Here is a 14,565-nt window from a genome sequence, read left to right on the forward strand (position 1 = left end):
AAAAAACATCATTTCAATCTGAAAGTGTAAAACAATGCCCCAATAAGCCTATGAAATTTAGTCCTTTTTGCACCCGTTTTTGGGCTAGAATAGGGCCAGACTCAACTATCCCAGCGTAAAGAGATTATGGATACCTGGTCAGCCGCCATCATGTTGTTTTTTATCATGGATCCGCTCGGCAATCTGCCCATTTTTATGTCCGTGTTAAAACACATTGAGCCCAAACGACGCAATATCATATTGGCCAGAGAACTGCTGTTTTCCTTGGGTATTATGCTGCTTTTCCTGTACAGCGGTCAGACCGTGTTGGATTTTCTGAATGTCCGACAAGAAACGGTCAGTATTGCAGGCGGTATTATTCTCTTTCTTATCGCTATCCGTATGATATTCCCAGCCCATGGCAGCAGTTCGGTACAAGCCTCTGACGGCGAACCTTTCTTGGTACCGTTGGCTATTCCTCTGGTAGCCGGTCCGTCGCTGCTGGCGGCGCTTATTCTGATCGCCAGCCAGGATCCCAGCCGCATGACAGACTGGACCATTGCTACCTGTGCCGCATGGCTGGCATCAGCCACTATTTTGATGTTCTCAGGATTGTTCCACCGGTTATTGGGCGAAAGAGGTCTTATAGCAGTTGAACGATTGATGGGGATGATTTTGGTAATGATCTCCATCCAGATGTTCCTGGACGGCATCGCCAGCTATCTGGAGCACACCGCATGAAATTAAACACTTTTGCCCGAGTAAGGGAATTACAAGACTGGCGGGCTGTTGCATTTGCGGCCACATTGATTGAACGCAGCCTGCCCAATTACCTGCTTTTTTGTGAGCTATGTGAGTTTGGCGACCCGGCACAGTATCGCAAAACCCTGGATGCCGTGTGGGCCTGGCTTGCTGACCCCAAGCAAAAGCTAAATCTGTCCGTGCATCTGGAAAAAATAGAAGTGGCAACCCCGGACACCGCCGATTTTGACAATTACGGCGTCTACCCTGCCGTTGATCTGTGCATGTCCATGGCTGCATTACTGCAGTTGATGATGGGCGACGATCCACAAGGGGCCGTGGTAGTAAGCAAACTGTCTCAAGGTTCGGTTGAAGCCTACATTGATGCCAGTAGCGAGGAAGAACTTGACGCCAAAGCCATCAAAGACCATCCACTGATGCAGTGGGAAGTGGCCTTTCAAAATGAATTATTGGACAGAGTGACTGAGGCCAAGCGCGGTCCTGAGCTCACCGCGGCTCTGAAACAAATGGCGCTGGAAGAAGGGATCAGCAATATTGGCTTGGAAATTCAGTAGAAAATCAAACAGCCACAATCAGACCGGGGACTTCTCTTCCATCAGTCCCAGCAGGTTGCCGTCGGGATCCCTTAAAAAGCCGGTCCATAGGTCATGGTCGGCCATTTTGGCGGCCAAAGCGGGGGGCCGCTCCCCTTTTGACCCACGGGCAACAAAATCCTTATAAGTGCCCTCAATATCCTGCACCCTAAAGTACAGAATCGAGTTTTTGCCTACTTCACCTGCCCCTTGCGGGGTGCTGAGCATAATGCGAATGCCGTCTGCATCCAAAAAGGCCAGGTTGGCTCCCGCGCTGAATAAAAAGTCCAACCCCAGGAGATCCCGATAAAACCCCAGAGCAGCATCCACGTTGCTGACGGTCAGGGTGATTTGACGAATACTCGAAAGCTTGGCAGTCATGACTGATATCCTCTTAGTGACAGCAAAAGCCCGACTCGAAACTCACTACAGAACCTTCGGCAAAGCGATGGCCAGCCAGCACACCAGAATAATCAGCATGGTAAAAAAAACCGCGGCCGAACCCAGGTCTTTGGCCTGTTTGGAGAGTGGATGACGCTCATAACTGATTCTGTCGATGGCCGCTTCAATGGCACTATTGATACATTCCACAACGAGCAGCAGAATCAGCGGACAAATCAACAATATCAATTCCACTGGCTCAGTGGTGAGCCACAAGGCCAAGGGGATCAGGAGCAAACATAAAAGTAACTCCTGCCTGAATGCCGCCTCATTTCGATAGGCATAGACTATGCCGTCTCTTGAGCACAATGTGGCACGCATTATTCGGGTAAGCCCTGAGCCGTTGGGTTTTTCCATCAGAGTGTCTCTTTGAGATACAGACTATAGCTCACCTGCTTGGTTTGCTTTTGTTTTAACAGTTGCCAATTTGCAGGGACAGATAAGGGTAGTGAGACTTCGCACTCCAGGTAAATCAGCGCCCCTTCTGAAAGTAATCCTTGTTGTTCCAGCACATCGATACTCTTTTGCAATAATCCTTTACCAAAAGGAGGATCAAGAAAAACCAGACCGTAAGTCTCTTTAGCACCATGTAAGAAGCTTAAAAGATTATCCTGAATGACCCTGGCTTGATCAGCCGAAAGACCCAAGGTAGCAAGGTTCTTTTGCAGTTGATTGGCAACCTGACGATCCTGCTCCACAAAAGTCACCTTAGCGGCGCGACGGGATAACGCTTCAAATCCCAGGCTGCCGCTACCGGCAAAGGCATCCAGGCATACTCGATTGTCTATGTAAGGGGCCAACCAATTGAAAAGGGTTTCTTTGGTACGATCAGTGGTAGGACGTAATCCTTCCTTCTCCAATACCGGTAGTTTTCGGCCACGCCATTGGCCGGCAATAATACGAATAGCCCCAACGGAGCCTTTCCTTGTTACTGCTTGCTTCATTTGTCAATTCAAGAAATGCTATGATGGCCACAGTCTAATCGGCCCTCGCTGATAACCCAACGATTTTCCAAGGATTCCCAACGCCCATGTCTAAGTTTTTCGGCTGGTTTAACAAAGAAAAACCACCTCAGGAACAAGAATCATCTGATTCACAAGCCCCCCAAGCAGAAGTCGTCAACGATGATGCTGAAGTTAACAAGGCCGAGCTAACGGCTGATGAGCCGAGCCAACCTCAGGAAAAATCAGCACCCTCCGTTGCTGACCCCGAAGAAAGTAAGGCCAGTTTCTTCAGTAAATTGCGCCAAAGTCTGTCCCGCACCAGTGCCAACCTTGGCAGTGGTATCGTCAGCCTGTTTAAAGGCAAGAAAATTGATGATGAGTTGTTTGAGGAACTGGAGACTCAGCTACTGGTCGCGGATGTGGGCATCAGCACCACGGCCAAGATCATAGAGTCACTCACCGAGCACGCCGACCGGCAGCAACTTAAAGATGGCGAAGCACTCTATGAACTGCTGAAGCAACAGATGTCATCACTGCTTGAGCCGGTAAATAAGCCGTTGGCGCTGGAAGGCGCAAACGGTCCCTTTGTGATCCTGATGGTAGGTGTTAACGGTGTTGGTAAAACCACCACTATCGGCAAGCTTGCCCGTCAGTTTCAGCAAATGGGCAAAAACGTGATGTTGGCAGCGGGTGATACCTTCCGGGCCGCAGCAGTTGAACAGTTACAGACCTGGGGGGAACGCAACAATATTCCCGTGGTCGCGCAACATACCGGAGCCGATAGTGCATCAGTGATCTTCGATGCCTTACAATCTGCCAAAGCCCGCGGAGTGGATGTGCTGATTGCCGACACCGCCGGGCGTTTACAGAATAAAGAACACTTGATGGAAGAGCTGAAAAAAATCGTCAGGGTAATGAAAAAACTGGATGCCGATGCGCCCCACGAAATCATGCTAACGCTGGATGCCGGCACCGGGCAAAATGCCATTAGCCAGGCTCGCATTTTCAATCAGGCCGTGGGCTTGACCGGGCTATGCCTGACCAAGCTTGATGGCACCGCCAAGGGCGGCGTGATTTTCTCCCTGGCTGACCAATTTGGCTTGCCCATCCGTTACATTGGGGTGGGAGAAGGTATCGAAGATCTGCGGCCTTTTGACAGCAGCCAATTTGTGGATGCCTTATTTACCGAGAAAACGTCTGCATGATCCGCTTTGAGCAAGTCAGCAAAACCTACCCGGGTGGACAACAGGCGCTGCGTCAGGTCAGCTTCCATATCTCCCCCGGAGAGATGGCTTTTCTGACCGGCCATTCGGGTGCAGGTAAAAGTACTCTGCTCAAGTTAATCAGCATTATGGAACGCCCCACTGTGGGTAAGGTGCTGATAAACGGTCATGACCTGAATCTTATCCAGCGTCGACAAATCCCTTATATCCGCCGCGATATCGGCATGATTTTTCAAAGCCACCAGTTGTTGATGGACAGGTCGGTATTTGACAATGTGGCCCTGCCCCTGGTGATTGAAGGCTATTCCCACAAAGAAATAGGTAAGCGGGTACAAGCGGCGCTGGAGATGGTCGGTCTGGCCGATAAAATCAAAAGCTCTCCGTTGGCCTTATCGGGTGGCGAGCAGCAACGCGTGGGTATTGCCCGTGCCATTGTCAACAAGCCGCCATTGCTACTGGCTGATGAACCTACCGGTAACCTGGATCCGAAGCTTTCCATGGAAATTATGCGCCTGTTTGAGAGCTTTAATCAGGCCGGTGTTGCCGTACTTATAGCGACCCATGATCTGGGACTGATTGCCAGAATGCGCTATCGCACACTGACCTTAAAGAAAGGCCAGATGATTACCGATGGTCTGACTGAGGATTGGCCGAGTGATGATGCGCCAACTGTCTGACATTGTGGGAGAGATTAAATGAGCCTGTTATTTAAAGGCCGTAGTCAAGGTGCGGTGCGCTCGCAGATTTCACCAGTGCAGCGATTGCTGATGTTTTTTATCAGCCATGTACGCCAGGCCCTTGCCAGCCTTGGAGAGCTATGGCGCTCGCCTGGCTCCTCGCTGATGACCATTGCCGTGCTGGGGCTGAGTATCACCTTGCCCAGCGCCCTTTACATCCTGCTTAAAAACACCGAAAGAGTGAGCGCAGGTTGGGAACAAGCGTCTGAAATCACCCTGTTTTTGCATCAGTCCACATCAGAGGGCGACATTCAGCAGTTGATGACGCGTTTAAAGCTGTGGCCTGAAGTGGATGAACTGGTCCATATCGACAAGGCCCAGGCGTTGCAGGAATTTAAACAGCTTTCCGGCTTCGGTGATGCCCTTAACTACCTGGACAGCAATCCTCTGCCCCATGTCATTCTGGTAAAGCCCAATAAGCGTCATACCTCCCCGACTGCCGCCGGTATGCTGCTGGACAAACTGCGTAAGGAACGCGAAGTGGAGGTCGGCCAAATCGACATCCAATGGCTAGAACGGCTGCACGGCATAGTGTCTATTGCCAAAGAGATGGTGTCAGTAGTGGCGTTGCTACTGTTCCTTGCGGTAGCCCTGATTATTGGCAATACCATCAGGCTGAATATTCTCAGTCGGCGAGATGAGATCCTGGTGATGAAACTGGTGGGCGCCACTGACGCTTTTATCCAGCGCCCTTTCCTCTATACCGGATTTTGGTATGGCTTTCTCGGTGGCTTATTGGCCTGGATCACAGTAGCGCTGTTACTGTGGTGGCTGAGCGATAGCATCACCAGGGTGGCATCGCTGTATCAGGTGGAATTCCAGGTGCAGGGCTTGCACGGGCAGGCATTGCTGTTGATGTTGGCACTGTCTATTTTTCTGGGCCTGGCCGGTTCATTACTGTCAGTACACAAACATATCAGAGCCATTGAGCCCAAATAGGCCTCAGTTCAATTGCCCTGTCAGAGCATGCCTTGGAAAGACTGTGCCCATTCCAAGGCTTCCTGATAAAACGCAGCGACTTCGGCATCACTCAAGGCCAGGGCTTTCACCAGACGCTCCGTCTCTTGCCAGTTAGCCTGCTCAATGCTTTTAACCAGTTGCAGGTAGTTAGACAATTTAGCTTCATTGGAGCATAGCGCTGTTTTTATCTCTTCCAGGATAGGCAAGTTGGCCATCACATCGCTCATGCTCTGATCCAAAAGCGCATCCAGTAGTGAAAACATCCCCAGCAAGAAGCCTTTGGGTGGGTTTTCATCCTCGCCTTTCGCCCTGGCCAGCAACTCACAGAACTTGGCCCTGACTAATGACAATTGCAGCAATTCAGTAGGCTTTTCATCATTTAAGTTGGCCAGTGTCATCAAAGCGATGAACTTCTTCAGCTCCACCTCGCCCATATAATTCAGGGCATGACGAAGCGACGAAATCTGCTGACGCTTGTTGAATATGGGGTTGTTGATAAAACGCAAAAGCTTGTAGGAGAGCGTTACATCACGTTCGATGATGTTGTTGATACGATTAAAGTCAAAATTGGCTGAGGAACTGGCACTAATAAGCTCGACCAAATTCATTTTGGACACCGGCAAGGCCCGTTTGCGGATCACTTCCGGCCGCGCAAAGAAGTATCCCTGAAAATAATGAAAGCCGAGGTCGCGGTAGCGTTCAAACTCTTCTCTGGTCTCAATCTTTTCGGCTATTAGTTTCACCTTGGCCTTAAGCAGCTTTTCCATATTGGCAGCGGTGGTCTCATAGTCGTTTTCAAGCACATCGACCTTTATCACGTCCACATGGGGTAAAAACACATCCCACTTTGGATCGAAGTCATGATCATCCAGGGCCATTTGGTAACCCAAACCCCGAATATGCCGGCAAGCCCGTAATAGCTCATCACTAATAGGCACCGTTTCCAACACTTCGATAACGACCTTGGTAGGATCGAGAAAAGTGGGGAAGCGGTATAAGAGAGTGTCTTCGTAGAAATTAATATAGGCCTTGCGACCACCGGTTAATTCATCCAAGCCGTGGTTGAGATGGCTGTTGGCCAATATTTTAGAGGTGGCTTCGTCAGGAGGAATATCGGGGAAGCAGTTTTTCTCACCATCCCGAAACAACAGTTCATAGCCATGCACACGCAGCTTGTCGTCAAAAATAGCCTGACGGGCGACAAAGGCATAACTGGAATCTATCAATGCTGACCTCCAGAAACTGAATTTCGGTCTTGCTGGCAGTCAAAACATTGTGTTTCGCGATGGTCGCTTTGTCCAGTTAATTGCGGAACGAAGCCGCTGATAAATGATGCTTTTCCAGTAGCTTATAGAACTCTGTGCGATTACGCCCGGCGATACGTGCAGCCTGCGTAACATTACCGTCAGTGGTGCGCAGCAGATCTGCCAGGTAGCGACGCTCAAACTCATCTTTTGCTTCCGCCAATGTCGGCATGACGCTATCTCTCTCGCGCAGAGCCCGTTGCACTAACTCAACAGGGATCTGTGCTTGAGTGCACAATGCCACCGTTTGCTCCACCACATTTTGCAACTGCCGCACATTCCCTGGCCAGGGCGCCGAAATCAGAAGCTCCATCGCCTCATTACTGAAACCTTTCACCGTCTGTCGTCCGCGGTTGGTAGCCTGTGCCAGAAAATGGCTGGCCAGTAAGGGGATATCCTCACGTCGTTGTGCCAACCTCGGTAAGCGCAATTCCACAACATTGATGCGGTAGTAAAGATCTTCTCTGAACTCGCCACTACTGATGGCTTGCTCTAAATCTCTGTGGGTGGCACTGATCAGTCGCACATCCACAGGAGATGACTTTGTGCTGCCCACCGGACGCACCTCCCGCTCCTGCAAAACCCGCAGCAATTTCACCTGGAAGGTAAGCGGCATATCGCCAATCTCATCGAGGAACAAGGTGCCGCCATCAGCAGATTGGATCAGTCCTTTGTGATCTTTAGCGGCTCCGGTAAAGGCACCCTTCATGTGACCGAACAGCTCTGATTCCAGCAAGGACTCGGGAATAGCGGCACAGTTAACTGCCACAAAAGGCTTGTCCTTACGATGACTGGCGAGATGGATGGCTTTGGCAAGCAGTTCCTTACCCGTACCGCTTTGGCTGCTGATCAATACGCTGACATCCGTACCAGCCACTTGCCAGGCCTGTGCCAATAGTTCCTCCATAATACTGCTGCGACTGATAATCCCTTCCCGCCATATATTCCCGTGCTGCCCCTTGTCACTAAAGGCGACGGGATTGAATTGAATAGCCTCAGCCACTTGTGACAACAAGTGTTGACTGTCGAACGGTTTGGTGAGGTAGGACACCACCCCTTTTTTGGTGGCTTCGATAGCATCAGGAATGGTTCCGTGGGCCGTCATAATCATCACCGGTAAGTTGGCGATTCTTTTGCGACTCGCTTCAAAGAGCGCCATCCCATCCATACCCTCCATACATAAGTCACTGATCAGCAAATGGGGCTTAAAACTCTCTAGCATTCCCATGGCCTGCCGGCCGTTTTGCGCAGGTTGCACCTGATAGCCGGCGCCCTCTAAACGCATACAGATAAGCTTGAGTAGGGCAGGATCATCGTCCACCACCAGAATGCGTCCTGCTCTGCTATCACTGCTCATTGCCAGTCATCGTCCTGTTCAAAATAGATTGTTCAATTGCCTTGATCTGTTGCAATTGCTGTTCCAACGCATTTTTCTCGTTAAGAAGATTCCCATATGCGGATATGGCGGACTGCGCCTTCTTTTGTTCACGGCTTAACTGCTGTTTGGTGTTGGCAAGCTGCTGTTGCATGTCAGCCAACGACGTCAACTGGTCATGCAGCGACCATAGTAATCCTGCTTTTGCTAACGCTGGTCGCTCCAGAGCCACAGTAAGATGATTGAGCGCTGTTTTAACATCGTAAACCGGAGAGTTTGGCCGGCTATGCAAAATGGCTAGTCGCCACCTGGCGTCGTCGGAGAGCACCAGCAGTCGTTGCTGTAACGCTACCTCTTCCCGTAGCTCGACATCATTAAATAAATGGGCAGATAAATAGTAGGCACTTACTTTTTCTTCTGTCCCCTGCGCTGTATCCTGACCTTCAACGCCAATGGATTGGCAGCCACACAACAAAAGCAATGTACTTAAGAGCAAAAACGGCTTAATTGGATTAAGCATCAGAGCACTTCTCCAATAAGCCAATCGGCAACGTCACCACCATGCAACAGCCTTGCTGGGTATTGCCAACGGCGATATCGCCTTGGTATTTGTTGGCCATTTCTTTGGCCAAGGTCAATCCCAGACCACTGCCTTTGATCTTCGCCTCGGCTTGCACTGCGCCTCGAAAAAAGGGGTCAAAAATTTGCTCCTGATGGGCAGGGGCGACACCTGGTCCTTGATCGACCACTGATAGCCGCCAGTTATCTGTTCCTTTTTGCAAATCCACTTTAATAACGCCTCCAATAGGCGAAAATTTCAGGGCATTAGACAATAAGTTATCAAGTATAAGACGCAGATGGTCCTGCTTAATGCGCACAATATAATCCATTAATGGAAGCTGGAATTGGATTTGTTTGGATTGAAATTCCAGTTTTCTCTCTTCATGTAAACTTTGTAAAACCGCCAACAGGGCGCAAGGCCGCAGCATATCGGGGCGACTATCCAATAGTAACCTGTTGAAATTCAAAAGATCATCGATTAAACGCTGCAGACGATCGGCACTTGTTCGCACAATATCAACTACTTCTTGCTGCGTGTTTGTTAACGACCCGGTTGTGCCGTCAAAAAGAAGTTCGGCCCCCTCCCTGATAGCCGCAAGGGGCGTTTTAAGCTCATGTGAAATACTTCTGATCACCGAGATCTTTTGGCTTTCGAGCACATTCAGCTGTTGGCGCATGGCGTCAAGTATTGAAGCGATTTCCCTGATATCGCTTGCCCCGGTGACCTCAACAGGCCGCTGCCAATCCCCCGACTCCAATCGCCTTATCTGAGGTTTGAGTTCATTGAGTGGCCTGTTTATCAAACGGATAAAGAGTAGTGCAATGAACAAGCTGATAGGGATAACAAGTAACGACTGCATCATTGTGCCTTTGAGTAAACTGGCACTATTCTCCACCTGAGCGATACGTTCATCTACAAGTTGATTGCTCAGACTCAATAAGCCTTCGGTCTGCTTAAACAACCCAGTGTAATGCTGTTGAATATCACTTACCGACTGCAAGGCGTTGGCTTTCAACATGCCATGGATCTCACCCTCAGAAGACATCAGATTTTCCACAGCCGGCGCGATTGGCTCAGCGGCATTGACCAACATTGCATCCATCAAAGCTAAAAAATCTTGCCGCAAATTTAGATAGCCGTGCCAAAAAACCTCGTCATCCAACACTAAATACTGACTGACACTTCGTTGCATACTCTGCAACAGTTGCAGGGCTTGGCGACTTTGGTTTACCTGCACAGAGACATCTTCAATGGCATTGGTGACCTGCATCGTCAGTCTGTCTACGCGAATCAGCGCCATCAATAATGCCAGTAGTATTGGCAAACTAACCAAGCCAAATCCCAAAAGTGTCAGAGCGCGAAAAGAGAAAGGGGAAAAAGGTTTCATCACATCCTGTTGCGTTTTAACCTGCTTTAGGAGCGCCATAGTACTATGTGAAGCGCATAATTAATTAGTCTTGCGTTTGATGTCGCCGATTGGCGACAATGAGTAAATGCTTTTGATATATTTTTATGTATTTGTTTTTATGAGAATAAATTCCTCTTCTTCTTAGTTTCATATTTTCGAATCCATAAAGCATTGGATAAACTGTTGCCAATTAGCGACAGTTTTAAAATAAATTTTTCAAAGAACACAGCTAATACATTGTATTTATTAGCTTTTCATCGTTGGCACAAAAAACGCTTAAAGCTTATTTGGAAACAACGTCTCGAATTGATTAAACATTAGCCACATGCTGTCGATAATAGAATTAAGCATTTGTTCGGTAAAGGACTTGCCGAATGCTCTGCACTAGGTAAGAATCAGGCCCGGTGGCAGAGCAGCTTAAGCCTGACGCCACTCAGGATTAGAGATGGCGTTTCATCGTTCAGGAAAAACCTCCCGCGGCCGGATGCCGGCAAAATTTAGTGCAGCTCAAGAGTGGGTTGTCCCTTTTTTACCAGGGGTGCTTTGCTGCTTTTTGATGGTTGACATAAAAGGCGAACGACGTTGTACCTGTAACACACTCACATCGGGGGATATATGAACAACGACGGCAAGCGCTACATTCAAGTCGGTGGCTGGATATTTGAAGTGAAAATGGTGAGAGCCATTAAAGTTGACGAGTTTGGTGCGCCCTATGATGCGGTTGCACACATGACTTTTAATGGTGATGAAGTCTACGTAGACAGCCAACTGAGCAAGGGCAATGAATCTTTGAACCGTTCAGACATGGACGCCTTTCTGGATTTTGCGCAGATGATGGATGCCAAAGAATTTCGTTACGACAGATTTCAAAACGGCACAAGACGCACTCGTTCCATTAAGCTTATTGAAAAAGCCGAACCACAGCCCAATATCAGGCTGGTCAAGTAATTAGGCCAGTGAGGGGCGGCCTAAGCCCGATTATCTTGCATCGGCGCTTAGGAACCTTTTAGATCTTTCATGGTCTGTTTTGCGTAGCTGAAAGGCGATCATACGCTGGCGCTGGAAAATAGGCAGTGCTATATTGGGCCGGTTGATTTTAAGAGGTGATAGATGAGCACAAATATGCAGTCGATGGCACTTAGCGTTCCTCAAACAGGTAGTCTGGAGACTTATATCCAGGCCGTTAACAGCATTAATATGCTGAGCGCGGAAGAAGAACGTCAATTGGCTGAACGCCTGTATAATGAAGGTGATTTGGAAGCGGCCCGCAGGCTGATTATGTCCCACCTGCGCTTTGTTGTGCACGTAGCCAAGTCCTACGCTGGTTACGGCCTACCTCAAGCCGACCTGATCCAGGAAGGTAACATCGGCCTGATGAAGGCAGTGAAACGATTTGACCCTAATGTCGGGGTGAGATTGGTGTCTTTCGCGGTGCATTGGATCAAAGCCGAAATTCATGAATTCGTACTTCGCAACTGGCGAATTGTGAAGGTGGCCACCACCAAAGCACAACGCAAGTTGTTCTTTAATCTGCGTAAGGCCAAGAAACGCCTTGGTTGGTTTACCCATGAAGAAGTACAACAGGTCGCTGACGAATTAGGTGTCAGCACCAAAGAAGTGCTTCAGATGGAAGCGCGTATGAGCAGTCAGGATCAGTCTTTTGATTTGTCTGCCGACGATGACGAAACAGGCAACTTCGCTCCTGTGCAATATCTTGAAGACAAGAGCGCAGATGTAGAGTCTGAAGTGCTTGACGCTAATTGGGAAGACAATGCTTCTCAGCGCCTTTATTCTGCCATCAAAACCCTGGATGAACGCAGCCAGCATATTATTCAATGCCGCTGGTTGGCTGACGACAAGGCCACATTGCAGGACTTGGCAGATCAGTACCAGGTGTCTGCCGAAAGGGTGCGACAGATAGAGAAGAATGCCATGAAGAAACTTCAGGCAGCTATGGCTTAAGGCTAAAAGCGAATTTGCAAAGGGCGCCAACGGCGCCCTTTTTTGTATTCGTTGCTAGTGCTTGGGTTGCTCTGAAGTATCTTCTACCGGCAGCACCCAATACACGCCTTTAAATTCGGCCACCGGGTGATGCTGATCGTGGAGCTCCACTATTAACCGAAAGGGGCACTTCTTGCCTTTACTGAGCGGTTCAAACTTGCCATCTAAAGATTCAATCTGGCAGATAGCCCGGGGCTGCATCGTCACAGGTTTATGGTAATGAATATTGGCATCTCCCAATACAATTTCACCTTTGAGACCTTTTTCCTTCAGCAACAGAAACAACATCCCCCAGCCCGTCAGGGTAGCCAGCGAGAAAATGCTTCCCGCAAACATAGTGCCATGCAGGTTGATGTTTTTATTCAGCGATGCGCGGGCTTCAAGGGTTCGGCCACTGTACTGATAAAGCTTTATCCCCATCTGTTCACTGATGGGGATGGCTTGGTGCCAGGTTTCCTGAAGTTCTTTACACCACTTAGGGTGCAGCATGACGGCATTCATTTCGGTCAGCTTTTTGACCATTTGTTCGCGCTTAAGATGGCCCAACTCTGTGGTACCCTCACCAACCACCTCAAAGCCACAACTTTGGAAAAAAGGCGTTGATAGCTCACGGCTGTTGGTCACAATCCGCTCGATCCCTTCGCTTCTGGCCACAGACTCCAGTGCCGACACCACCAGCTTGCCCAATCCCTTGCCCTGATAGTCCGGATGAACAGCAATATGTCGAAGCTGAGCCTCCTCCGGGGTGTTGAAATGTAATCTGCCGATGGCCACAACCTGACCACTCGCATCGGTAACCATACGATGGTGACCAACTTGCTCGTATTCGTCCTTTTCTGAGCCAGGAGGATAATTCCAGGGCTTGCGCAACATCACCCAGCGAAACTGAAAGTATTTCTCGAAATCTTCTTCTGTGACCGGGGTTTCAACCCTATACATACATGTCTCCCAGCGCCAAGACGAACTCTGCTTCACTAATTTGCTTGCAGGCGGCAAAATCTAGTTTCAGACGGCCACATCAAGGACCTTCTTCTGTTTCAACTGGAGCAAGAATTACATCAAGCGCAGTTGCTCTATTGGCATCAGGATAAAAAGCTCTCCGTTTGCCAGAATGCGCATTATCGATGGTTATGTCTTGGGCAAACCGTGCAATCAGTGATGGACCTGCACCATCCTTCTCGTTTGGTGCTTCCTCATCTGCATGCCTTAGCCCTGGGCCTTTATCTGCGACCTCAAACTCAGCAGGTGCTGGAATGCGGTCTTGGCGGTGGGGCCTTTGGCCGCTTTTTATTGCAGCATTTTCAACAAGCCAAGTGGAACAGCATCGAATACGACCAGACCATCATTCACTGCTTTACAGAATATTTCAATCCTTCAGCCTTGCCGGTCATCCATCGACACGCAGATGCCAGAGATGCCATCGGTGAGTTTCAGTCTCAGGATCTCCTGTTACTGGACTTATTTGATCAAAACCAACCGCCTGTATTTTTAGCCGATACTGCGTTTTACCAAAGCTGCTTCAATGTCCTTAATCAACATGGCTTGTTAATGATCAACCTGCTCCCCAGCAGGGATGTCAGTCTGCTTGGGCTCTCGTCTGCCCTTTTACAAGCAAGCGGACACCCACCCAAGGTGATCCGAGTCCCCGGCTATCGCAATATGGTGTTATTTTCGTCTAGAGAACCCTTGCCCAGCCTAAAGCCCGGAAAGAACCTGCTGGATTTCGCCGAACGCCTTGGGGTCGACTTGAGCTGTTTAGTTCTTGCCCGAGACTAACCCCCGAATCTAGACCTTGAGGGAAAAAGTCACCGGTCCATCATTAACCAGGGCCACTTGCATATCTGCACCAAAGCGCCCCGTGGCACAATCCACACCTTGGGCTTTGACCTGTTGCACAAAATACTCATACAGCAAGCGACTTTGTCCAGGCTCACCGGCGCTGGAAAAGCTCGGTCGGGTGCCTTTCCCCGTATCGGCCACTAAAGTGAACTGCGATACAACCAACAATTGCCCACCAACTTGCTGCAGATTCAGGTTCATTTTGCCTTGTTCGTCTGAAAACACCCTGTAATTGAGCACCTTTTCACAAAGGCGTTTGGCTGTGGCTTGATTGTCTTGTTTCTCTACTCCTAACAGTAACAATAAACCCTTTCCGACTTGCCCTACCGTTTCGCCGGCCACCGTTACCCTGGCTTCCGTGACACGTTGAATTAATCCGATCATGCGCTCTCCAGCTAATGGCAAATGTTGTCTATGCTAACCAATTGAATTAACTTAGCTATTACTGATACAAGAAA

Annotated in this window: 17 protein-coding genes; 8 read left to right on the top strand and 9 right to left on the bottom strand. The window is 49.2% G+C overall.

What is annotated here, in order from left to right; genetic code table 11:
• Window positions 1-126 precede the first annotated feature (126 nt).
• Both P2G88_RS06085 and P2G88_RS06090 read left to right on the top strand, forming a co-directional pair.
• On the top strand, window positions 127-720 hold the full coding sequence (locus tag P2G88_RS06085; protein ID WP_275794877.1) for a YhgN family NAAT transporter: 594 nt from the start codon (window positions 127-129) through the stop codon (window positions 718-720).
• Window positions 717-1,295 (top strand): YjaG family protein, encoded by a 579-nt coding sequence (locus P2G88_RS06090; RefSeq protein WP_275794878.1) that lies wholly within the window; start codon window positions 717-719, stop codon window positions 1,293-1,295. The genes P2G88_RS06085 and P2G88_RS06090 overlap by 4 nt, the downstream gene beginning before the upstream one ends.
• 18 nt (window positions 1,296-1,313) lie before the next feature.
• On the opposite strand, the gene P2G88_RS06095 is transcribed toward P2G88_RS06090, so the two are convergent.
• The 3 genes from P2G88_RS06095 to rsmD are packed head-to-tail and all read right to left on the bottom strand — an operon-like array spanning window position 1,314 to window position 2,698.
• Window positions 1,314-1,694: a VOC family protein gene (locus tag P2G88_RS06095; protein ID WP_275794879.1), complete on the bottom strand. Its 381-nt coding sequence runs from the start codon at window positions 1,692-1,694 to the stop codon at window positions 1,314-1,316.
• A 45-nt stretch (window positions 1,695-1,739) separates the two neighbouring features.
• Entirely contained in the window at window positions 1,740-2,111 is a 372-nt protein-coding gene (locus P2G88_RS06100; RefSeq protein WP_275794880.1) for a diacylglycerol kinase, read from the bottom strand.
• On the bottom strand, window positions 2,111-2,698 hold the full coding sequence (gene rsmD, locus P2G88_RS06105; RefSeq protein WP_275794881.1) for a 16S rRNA (guanine(966)-N(2))-methyltransferase RsmD: 588 nt from the start codon (window positions 2,696-2,698) through the stop codon (window positions 2,111-2,113). The genes P2G88_RS06100 and rsmD overlap by 1 nt, the downstream gene beginning before the upstream one ends.
• A gap of 86 nt (window positions 2,699-2,784) precedes the next feature.
• On the opposite strand from rsmD, the gene ftsY reads away from it, so the two are divergent.
• Genes ftsY through ftsX form a run of 3 tightly spaced genes read left to right on the top strand, consistent with a single transcriptional unit; the run spans window position 2,785 to window position 5,597 of the window.
• On the top strand, window positions 2,785-3,903 hold the full coding sequence (ftsY, locus tag P2G88_RS06110; RefSeq protein ID WP_275794882.1) for a signal recognition particle-docking protein FtsY: 1,119 nt from the start codon (window positions 2,785-2,787) through the stop codon (window positions 3,901-3,903).
• Window positions 3,900-4,598: a cell division ATP-binding protein FtsE gene (ftsE, locus tag P2G88_RS06115; protein ID WP_275794883.1), complete on the top strand. Its 699-nt coding sequence runs from the start codon at window positions 3,900-3,902 to the stop codon at window positions 4,596-4,598. Before ftsY ends, ftsE begins: the two co-directional genes overlap by 4 nt.
• Before the next feature lie 18 nt (window positions 4,599-4,616).
• Window positions 4,617-5,597 (top strand): permease-like cell division protein FtsX, encoded by a 981-nt coding sequence (gene ftsX / locus P2G88_RS06120; RefSeq protein WP_275794884.1) that lies wholly within the window; start codon window positions 4,617-4,619, stop codon window positions 5,595-5,597.
• Window positions 5,598-5,617: 20 nt separating this feature from the next.
• Here ftsX and P2G88_RS06125 read toward each other — a convergent pair whose 3' ends face one another.
• The 4 genes from P2G88_RS06125 to P2G88_RS06140 form a co-directional block, all read right to left on the bottom strand.
• Entirely contained in the window at window positions 5,618-6,844 is a 1,227-nt protein-coding gene (locus P2G88_RS06125; RefSeq protein WP_275794885.1) for an HDOD domain-containing protein, read from the bottom strand.
• Window positions 6,845-6,920: 76 nt separating this feature from the next.
• The gene (locus P2G88_RS06130) at window positions 6,921-8,279 is read right to left on the bottom strand and encodes a sigma 54-interacting transcriptional regulator (protein ID WP_275794886.1); all 1,359 of its coding nucleotides are present in this window, start codon (window positions 8,277-8,279) and stop codon (window positions 6,921-6,923) included.
• Window positions 8,269-8,817 carry a hypothetical protein gene (locus P2G88_RS06135; protein WP_275794887.1) on the bottom strand — a complete coding sequence of 183 codons (549 nt, stop codon included), beginning with the start codon at window positions 8,815-8,817 and terminating at the stop codon, window positions 8,269-8,271. The genes P2G88_RS06130 and P2G88_RS06135 overlap by 11 nt, the downstream gene beginning before the upstream one ends.
• A complete protein-coding gene (locus P2G88_RS06140) occupies window positions 8,810-10,246 on the bottom strand; it encodes a HAMP domain-containing sensor histidine kinase (RefSeq protein WP_275794888.1) in 1,437 nt (478 codons plus the stop codon). The genes P2G88_RS06135 and P2G88_RS06140 overlap by 8 nt, the downstream gene beginning before the upstream one ends.
• Before the next feature lie 636 nt (window positions 10,247-10,882).
• On the opposite strand from P2G88_RS06140, the gene P2G88_RS06145 reads away from it, so the two are divergent.
• Both P2G88_RS06145 and rpoH read left to right on the top strand, forming a co-directional pair.
• Window positions 10,883-11,215, top strand: a complete 333-nt coding sequence (locus P2G88_RS06145; protein WP_275794889.1) for a hypothetical protein — start codon at window positions 10,883-10,885, stop codon at window positions 11,213-11,215.
• Between the two features lie 162 nt (window positions 11,216-11,377).
• Window positions 11,378-12,229, top strand: coding sequence for an RNA polymerase sigma factor RpoH (rpoH, locus tag P2G88_RS06150; RefSeq protein WP_275794890.1), 852 nt, complete (start codon window positions 11,378-11,380; stop codon window positions 12,227-12,229).
• A 54-nt stretch (window positions 12,230-12,283) separates the two neighbouring features.
• Here rpoH and P2G88_RS06155 read toward each other — a convergent pair whose 3' ends face one another.
• A complete protein-coding gene (locus P2G88_RS06155) occupies window positions 12,284-13,207 on the bottom strand; it encodes a bifunctional GNAT family N-acetyltransferase/thioesterase (RefSeq protein WP_275794891.1) in 924 nt (307 codons plus the stop codon).
• 207 nt (window positions 13,208-13,414) lie between these two features.
• On the opposite strand from P2G88_RS06155, the gene P2G88_RS06160 reads away from it, so the two are divergent.
• The gene (locus P2G88_RS06160; protein ID WP_275794892.1) at window positions 13,415-14,044 is read left to right on the top strand and encodes a hypothetical protein; all 630 of its coding nucleotides are present in this window, start codon (window positions 13,415-13,417) and stop codon (window positions 14,042-14,044) included.
• 9 nt (window positions 14,045-14,053) lie between these two features.
• Here P2G88_RS06160 and dtd read toward each other — a convergent pair whose 3' ends face one another.
• Window positions 14,054-14,491: a D-aminoacyl-tRNA deacylase gene (gene dtd, locus P2G88_RS06165; protein WP_275794893.1), complete on the bottom strand. Its 438-nt coding sequence runs from the start codon at window positions 14,489-14,491 to the stop codon at window positions 14,054-14,056.
• Window positions 14,492-14,565: the final 74 nt, after the last annotated feature.

This window comes from Aliiglaciecola sp. CAU 1673 (assembly GCF_029223185.1).
Classification (GTDB): domain Bacteria; phylum Pseudomonadota; class Gammaproteobacteria; order Enterobacterales; family Alteromonadaceae; genus Bowmanella.